At 70.0% G+C, this 7,807-nt stretch carries 5 protein-coding genes; 3 read left to right on the top strand and 2 right to left on the bottom strand.

Going from position 1 to position 7,807, the window contains the following annotated elements; all coding sequences use genetic code 11:
- Positions 1 to 12 precede the first annotated feature (12 nt).
- Both ACIRF8_RS18775 and ACIRF8_RS18780 read right to left on the bottom strand, forming a co-directional pair.
- Complete coding sequence (locus ACIRF8_RS18775) at positions 13 to 1,983, bottom strand: alpha-1,4-glucan--maltose-1-phosphate maltosyltransferase (protein WP_404216218.1); 1,971 nt, start codon at positions 1,981 to 1,983, stop codon at positions 13 to 15.
- Between the two features lie 34 nt (positions 1,984 to 2,017).
- Positions 2,018 to 2,266 carry a DUF5133 domain-containing protein gene (locus ACIRF8_RS18780; RefSeq protein ID WP_404216220.1) on the bottom strand — a complete coding sequence of 83 codons (249 nt, stop codon included), beginning with the start codon at positions 2,264 to 2,266 and terminating at the stop codon, positions 2,018 to 2,020.
- 291 nt (positions 2,267 to 2,557) lie between these two features.
- Between ACIRF8_RS18780 and ACIRF8_RS18785 the strand changes: the two genes are divergently transcribed.
- The 3 genes from ACIRF8_RS18785 (at position 2,558) to ACIRF8_RS18795 (ending at position 7,680) form a co-directional block, all read left to right on the top strand.
- Positions 2,558 to 3,058 carry a pep a2 gene (locus tag ACIRF8_RS18785; RefSeq protein WP_404216222.1) on the top strand — a complete coding sequence of 167 codons (501 nt, stop codon included), beginning with the start codon at positions 2,558 to 2,560 and terminating at the stop codon, positions 3,056 to 3,058.
- Positions 3,055 to 5,172 carry a glycogen debranching protein GlgX gene (gene glgX / locus ACIRF8_RS18790; RefSeq protein ID WP_404216224.1) on the top strand — a complete coding sequence of 706 codons (2,118 nt, stop codon included), beginning with the start codon at positions 3,055 to 3,057 and terminating at the stop codon, positions 5,170 to 5,172. The genes ACIRF8_RS18785 and glgX overlap by 4 nt, the downstream gene beginning before the upstream one ends.
- 147 nt (positions 5,173 to 5,319) lie before the next feature.
- Positions 5,320 to 7,680, top strand: coding sequence for a GH92 family glycosyl hydrolase (locus ACIRF8_RS18795; RefSeq protein ID WP_404216226.1), 2,361 nt, complete (start codon positions 5,320 to 5,322; stop codon positions 7,678 to 7,680).
- Positions 7,681 to 7,807: the final 127 nt, after the last annotated feature.

Below are 7,807 nucleotides of genomic sequence, written 5' to 3' on the forward strand. Positions count from 1 at the left end.
TGAGGTGGGTGGTTAGCCGACGGTGAAGACGTGGGCCGGTGACTCCCCCGGGACGAGGCGCACGTAATTGGTCGCTCCCCACATGTAGGTGGCCCCGCTGAGTTCGTCGCGCACCGGGAAGGTGGAGTCGGGGTCGACCTCCAGCTCCGCGCAGTCGAGGCGAACCGTCGCCTCCTGGGTGTGGTGCGGGTCGAGGTTCACGACCACCAGGACCGTGTTCGGGCCGGAGCGTTTGGAGTACACGATCACGGCGTCGTTGTCGGCGTGATGGAAGTGCACGTTGCGCAGTCCGCGCAGGGCAGGACTGCGGCGCCGGATGTCGTTCAGCGCGGTGATCAGCGGGGCGATCGTCCGCCCCTCGCGCTCGGCGGACTCCCAGTCCCGCGGCCTCAGCTCGTACTTCTCGGAACGCAGATACTCCTCGCTGCCCGGCCGCAGCGGTGTGTTCTCGCAGAGTTCATATCCGCTGTAGACACCCCAGGACGGCGAAAGCGTCGCGGCGAGCACCGCGCGCAGTTCGAAGGCGGGACGGCCGCCGTGCTGAAGGAACTCGTGGAGGATGTCAGGGGTGTTGACGAAGAAGTTCGGGCGCATGACCGCCGCCGAATCCCCTGCCAACTCCCGCACGTATTCCGTCAGTTCCGCCTTCGTGTTGCGCCAGGTGAAGTAGGTGTAGGACTGCTGGAAACCGGCCTCGGCCAGCGACCGCATCATGGCCGGGCGGGTGAACGCCTCGGCCAGGAAGATCACGTCCGGGTCGGTGCGGCCGATCTCCGCGATCACCTGCTCCCAGAAGGCGACCGGCTTGGTGTGCGGGTTGTCGACGCGGAAGATACGCACCCCGTGCGCCATCCAGTGGCGCAGCACCCGCGTCGTCTCCGCGACCAGACCCGGCAGATCCTGGTCGAAGGCGATCGGATAGATGTCCTGGTACTTCTTCGGCGGGTTCTCGGCGTAGGCGATCGAACCGTCGGGCCGGTGGTGGAACCACTCGGGGTGCTTCTCCACCCACGGGTGGTCGGGCGAGCACTGCAACGCGAAGTCCAGCGCCACTTCCAGCCCCTCGGAGCGGGCCCGTGCCACGAACGCGTCGAAGTCGTCGAGCGTGCCGAGGTCGGGGTGGATCGCGTCGTGGCCGCCCTCCGCCGAGCCGATCGCCCAGGGCACCCCGACATCGTGCGGGCCAGGAGTGAGGCTGTTGTCCGGCCCCTTGCGGAACGTGGTGCCGATGGGGTGGATCGGCGGCAGGTAGACGACGTCGAAGCCCATCGCGGCGATCGCGGGCAGCCGTCGCGCGGCGGTGGCGAAGGTACCGCTCACCGGCGGCTCCCCCTCCTTCACGACGGCACCCTCCGAGCGCGGGAAGAACTCGTACCAGGCCCCGAAGAGGGCCCGCTCACGCTCCACGAGCAGCGGCAGCGGGGCGCTCTCGGTCAGGCGGTCGAGCCGCGGGTGGGTGTCGAGCACCTCACGGACCTCCGGCGCCAGGGCGGCCGCCAGCCGGTCCATGTCGTCGCGCGTTCCGTCGCCGAGGACCCGGATGGCCTCGAACAGGATGCGCCGGGCCGCCTCGTCGGTGACCCGCCCCAGCGCCTGCTCCAGGTGCACGGCGCCTTCCTCCAGCGTGATGTCGCTGTCCACACCCGCCGGCACCTTTATGGCGGCGTCGCGCTGCCAGGCGGCCACGACGTCGCACCACGCCTGTACGCAGTAGCTCCAGCGGCCCGGCGTCGTCGGGGTGACGAGGGCGCTCCAGCGGTCCTCGCCCGGGGCGAGTTCGCGCATGGGGACGCACTGGACCGTGCGGCCCTCGGGGTCACGCAGCACGGCGTGCGGCCGCACGATGCCCGACCCCTCGACGAACACCAGGGCCGTGACGGGGAAGGTCTCGCCGGCCACGGCCTTGGCCGTGCCGCGGCCACCGTGGACACGGGGACGCACGTCCTCGATCTGGACCGGAACCCGTTGCGTCCTGGTCGTCATCGCCCTCACCTCCAGTGCTCTGCGCGGCAGTCGGTCATGCGGTCGGCCTCGTCTCCGGTCGGCCGTCCCGGCGCGGAGGACGGTCGGCCCGCAGGCGGCGCTCGGCCGTGGACGCCGCCTCGCGGCCGCATCGCTCGCCCGTCGCGGCGCACAGCGCCGCGACGGTCCGCTCGAACCGCTCGCGGACCCGCGCATCTGTGGGAGCGGCGAGATAGCGCCGCTGCCACCACCGGTAGTGCTTCAGCTTCGCCTCGATCTCCTCGCCGACCTGTGATGCGTCCATGGCATCCGTCGACCTCCTGGATTCCGCGACCTCATGCGTGCGCGGCTCGCCGGACATGCACGGAGCGACAGCGGACGATCACGCTCGGCCGCTTTTCACCATGGTGCGGTGTGATCGGCGATCCGTCCTGTTGAGCCGAGAGTCACCACCCGATCACTCTCGTGTTGCACGAACGGAGTACGGAGTGAAGGCTGATCAATGACGTTCGAGCGACCCCTGCTCACGTTCCGTACGGACGACGGCCCCGTGGCCGCGGCGACGGCGTGAGTCACGCGGTGAGGAGCATGAACCATGACCCGGACAGAGCCCCGCTACTACCACGTCGAGGTGGAGTCCTCGCCTGAGCGCGTCGGACAGATGCAGCGCATCGTCGCCGCCCACCTGCGGTACTGGGGGCTGCACAAACTGGTGACGTCGGCGGCGCGCGGTGTCGGGCTGCTGATGGAGGCGGCCGCGGCCGGCCCGGTGGAGCGGGTGGAGATCGAGACGTGGTGGACCGGTCAGCACCTGATCACCGCGGTGTCGCACCGGGACCCCTCCGAGGCCGGACAGCGCAAGGACGCCCACCCCCATCTGCGTCAACTGGCCTCCCTGTGCGACGGCTGGGGCCGGTGCACCACGAACAACCAGCACATCGTCTGGTTCTCCCTGCGCAAGTCCGACCACGACCGCGAGCCGCTCAGCGCGAAGCAGCCCGAGCCCTGGTCGAGCGAGGCCCTCAGCGTGCCGCAGACTCCGGTCGCGCACGCCAGTGCCGCCCGTGCGTCCGAGACGGCCGGAACCGCGTCGTGACGGGACGTCCGACGGTCCGCGAGGCCGGGGGCGTCCGGGCCGGACGCCCCTACCCGCTCGGCGCCTCCTACGACGGCCACGGAACGAACTTCGCCCTGTTCAGCGCCGTCGCCGAGCAGGTCGACCTGGTTCTCCTGGAAGCGGACGGCACCGAGCGGATCGTGACCCTGCCCGAGGTCGACGGCTTCGTGTGGCACGGCTATCTGCCGGACGTCGGCCCGCGCCAGCGGTACGGCTACCGCGTGCACGGCCCGTGGGAGCCGAGCTCCGGGCACCGCTGTGACGCCTCGGCGTTCCTGCTCGACCCCTACGCCCTCGCGGTCCACGAACAGCGTCCGCCCGGCGAGGGGCCGGGGCACGGTCTGTGCGGAGTCGTCGTCGACCCCGCCTTCGACTGGGGCGCGGACGCGCCGCCGTCGTACTCGTACACCGACTCGGTCATCTACGAGGCACATGTGCGGGGGCTGTCGCGCACCCATCCGGACGTGCCCGAGGAGCTGCGCGGCACGTACGCCGGACTGGCGAGCCCGCCCGTCATCGAGCACCTGAAGTCCCTGAACGTGACCGCGGTCGAGCTCATGCCCGTCCACCAGTTCATCCAGGACGGGTTCCTCCTCGACCAGGGCCTCTCCAACTACTGGGGCTACAACACGATCGGGTTCTTCGCGCCCCACCACGCCTACGCCGCGCACGGCACACTCGGCGAACAGGTCACCGAGTTCAAGAGCATGGTCAAGGAGCTGCACGCCGCGGGACTCGAAGTGATCCTCGACGTGGTCTACAACCACACGGCCGAGGGCAACGAGAAGGGTCCGACGATCTCCTTCCGCGGCATCGACAACGCCTCGTACTACCGGCTGTCCGACGAGGACTTCAGCCGCTACTACGACACCACGGGGACCGGCAACAGCCTGCTGATGCGCCACCCCAACGTGCTGCAACTGATCATGGACTCGCTGCGGTACTGGGTGACCGAGTGCCATGTCGACGGCTTCCGCTTCGACCTCGCCGCCACCCTCGCCCGCCAGTTCCACGAGGTGGACCGGCTCTCCGCCTTCTTCGACGTCATCCAGCAGGACCCGGTGATCAGCCGCGTGAAGCTGATCGCCGAGCCCTGGGACCTCGGCGACGGTGGCTACCAGGTCGGCAACTTCCCGCCGCTGTGGTCCGAGTGGAACGGCAAGTACCGCGACAGCGTCCGGGACTTCTGGCGCGCCGACGAGGGATCCCTGCCGGAGTTCGCGTCCCGTCTGACCGGCTCCGCCGACCTCTACGAACACGAGCGGCGGCGCCCGCGCGCCAGCGTCAACTTCGTCACCGCGCACGACGGGTTCACCCTGCGCGACCTCGTCTCGTACAACGACAAGCACAACGAGGCCAACGGGGAGGACAACAACGACGGCGAGTCGCACAACCGCTCCTGGAACTGCGGTGCCGAGGGCCCCACCGACGACCCGGCGGTCCTGGAGCTGCGTGCCAGGCAGCAGCGGAACTTCCTGACGACGCTGATGCTGTCGCAGGGCATCCCGATGCTGAGCCACGGCGACGAGCTCGGCCGCACCCAGCGCGGCAACAACAACGCGTACTGCCAGGACAACGAGTTGAGCTGGATCGACTGGGACCTCGACGAGGAGCAGCGGGACCTGCTGCGGTTCACCCGCGAACTCATCGCCCTGCGCATGGACCACCCCGTGCTACGCAGGCGCCACTTCTTCGAGGGGGACGCCACCCAGGAGGGGCGGCAGTTGCCCGATCTGGTCTGGCTGCGGCCGGACGCCGAGGAGATGACGCCCAAGGACTGGAGCAGGCCCGACGCCCACGCGATCGGGGTGTTCCTCAACGGCGACGAGCTCTCGGCGCCGGCCCTCCAGGGGCGTACGGTCGTGGACGACTCCTTCCTGGTGCTGTTCAACTGCTACTGGGAGCCCACGGAGTTCGTGCTGCCGGACGCCGTCTACGGTTCCCGCTGGACCAAGCTGATCGACACGGCCGAACCGAACGGCACGTCCGACGAGACGGAGTACAAGGCGGAGACCTCGCTGCTCGTGCAGGAGCGGAGCCTCGTCGTCCTGTCCTGCCCGCCGGAGGACGCCGGCAAGGCGCCGCGCAGGTAGGCCGTACGGCGAGCGCAGGCGTGGGCGGCACCCTCACCGGGGGGTGCCGCCCACGTTTTTCGCAACGATGCATTGACGAACGCCCGCAGGAAGAACAAAGATCGACGGGCATTGACTATGACAACGTTGTCGTACGAGAGGGCCCTGATGAGAGCGTGGAAACGCCTGTCCACCGCCTTGTTGGCCATCGCCACCATGGCCAGTGTCTCCGTCACCACCGGCGTGGCGAGCGCCCGGGAGCGGGGGCCGGAGTTCGCCGACGATCCCACCGCGCTGGTCGACACGTCGATCGGCAACAACGGTGACGGCACGACCTTCCCGGGCGCCGCCACCCCGTTCGGCATGGTGCAGTTGAGCCCCGACACACAGCTCGGCAAGTACGCCTCCTACGACTACGCGCAGGACACCATCCTGGGCTTCAGTCACACCCATCTCTCGGGCGTCGGCTGCCAGACGATGGGCAACATACGGTTCATGCCGACCACGGGGGCGGTCACCTCGTCCGACCCGGCGCGGTACGCGGCCAGGTTCAGCCATGCCGACGAGGAGCGGGCGCCCGGCTATTACGGGGTCACCTTCGACAACGGCATCCGGGCCGAACTGAGCGCCACCCAGCGCACCGGCCAGCACCGCTACACCTATCCCGGCGGCTCGGGCACGCAGAACGTGCTCATCGAGGCCGGGCAGAGCAACGGCAGCACGTACGCCGGCGACATCGAGGTGGTCGGCGACGACACCGTCGAGGGCTGGGTCCAGGGCGGCAACTTCTGCGGAGAGACCGGCAAGGAGCGCTACCGGGTCTACTTCAGCGCCAAGTTCGACCGGACCTTCTCGACGTTCGGCACCTGGACCGACGACACCCTCACCCCGGGCCGGCGCGAAGCGTCGCGCGGCAGCGAGCGCGCGGGCGCCTGGCTGTCGTTCGACCCGGCCGACGGCCACCGGGTCGGTTCCTCGGTGGGTCTGTCCTACACCTCGGTCGACGGCGCGCGCCTCAACCGCGTGGCCGAGCAGCCGAAGTCGTTCGACAGGGCCCGGGCGCGGGCGCACGACACCTGGCGGGACGAGCTGGACCGGATGCGGGTGGCCGGTGGCAGCACCGCCGACCAGCGGACGTACTACAGCGCGCTCTACCACTCGCTGCTGCACCCCTCGGTCGGCTCGGACGTCGACAACCGCTACCGCGGCTTCGACGACAAGGTGCACCGCTCGGACTCGCCGTACTACCAGATGTTCTCGCTGTGGGACACCTACCGCTCCCAGAACCAGTTGGTGGCGCTGCTCGAACCGGACAAGGCCACCGACATGGCCAAGTCCGTGCTGCGCATCCACCAGGACGGGGGCTGGCTGCCGCGCTGGGGGCTCGGCGGCGGCGAGACCAACGTGATGAGCGGCGACCCCGTCACCCCGTGGGTCGTCGACCTCTACCGGCGCGGTCTGCTCGACAACCGCACGGCGCGCCGACTGTTCGACGCGCTCTGGGAGAACGCCAACGAGGTACCGGCGGACCAGTCGGTGTTCCGCGGCCGTGACGGCAACCCGTCGTACGTCGCGAACGGCTTCGTCGGCTACCGGAACCTGCCCGGCTACCTGTACGGGGACAGCCGCCAGGCGGGCTCGGCCACCCTGGAGTACGCGCTCGCGGACTGCGCGCTGTCCACGATGGCCGACGGTCTCGGGTACCGGGACAAGGCCGACACGCTCGCCTCGCGCTGCGACAACTTCACCAAGCTCTGGGACCCCTCCGTCACGTCGAAGGGCTACTCCGGCTTCCCCGTCACGAGGAACGCCGACGGCACCGTGGCCGGCGATCCCGACCCGACGCAGTCCGGCGCGTTCCACGAGGGCACCGCGTGGCAGTACCAGTGGCTCGCCCAGCAGGACCCGCGGACCCTCTTCGGTCTCATGGGCGGGCAGAAGGGAGCCGAACAGCGCCTCGACACGTTCTTCGACATGCCGACCGTCCTGACCGACCCGGCGAAGGCCGCCTCGGAGTCCTGGGTGACGGGCGCGTACGACTACCACGACAACTTCGCCTTCAACCCCAACAACGAGCCCGACTTCCACACGCCGTGGATGTACGCGTGGACCGGGGCGCCGTGGAAGACGTCGGCCGTGCTGCGCGCGCAGCGGACGCTGTTCACCGACGACGCGTACGGCATGCCCGGCAACGACGACCTCGGCGCCACCTCGTCGCTGCTCGTCTTCGCCATGGCGGGCGTCTTCGAGGCGCAGCCCGGTTCGGCCGACTACCTGGTCTCCGCGCCGATGTTCGAGAAGGTCGAGATCCGGCCGGGGCACGGACGCAAGGTGACCATCGAGGCGCCGGGCGCCGACGCGTCGAAGCTCCAGTACGTGTCGTCCGTGCGGACGGGCGCGGGCGAGCTGCGCCGGAGCTGGCTGACCCACAAGGAGCTGCTCCGTTCCGGCACCATGAGGATCAAGCTCTCCGACCGGCCCACGAGGTGGGGCGTCGACGCGGCTCCGCCCGCCATGGCGCGGGACTGACCTCGCGGGGTGGGGGGGGGGGGGGGGGGGGGGGGCCCCCCCCGGGGGGGGGGCGGCGGGGGCCCCCCCGGGGGGGGGGGGGGGGGACAAAACCGAGGGGGGGGGGGGCCCCGACGACGACAGGTGG

Source organism: Streptomyces sp. NPDC102406, assembly GCF_044765725.1.
Classification (GTDB): Bacteria; Actinomycetota; Actinomycetes; order Streptomycetales; family Streptomycetaceae; genus Streptomyces.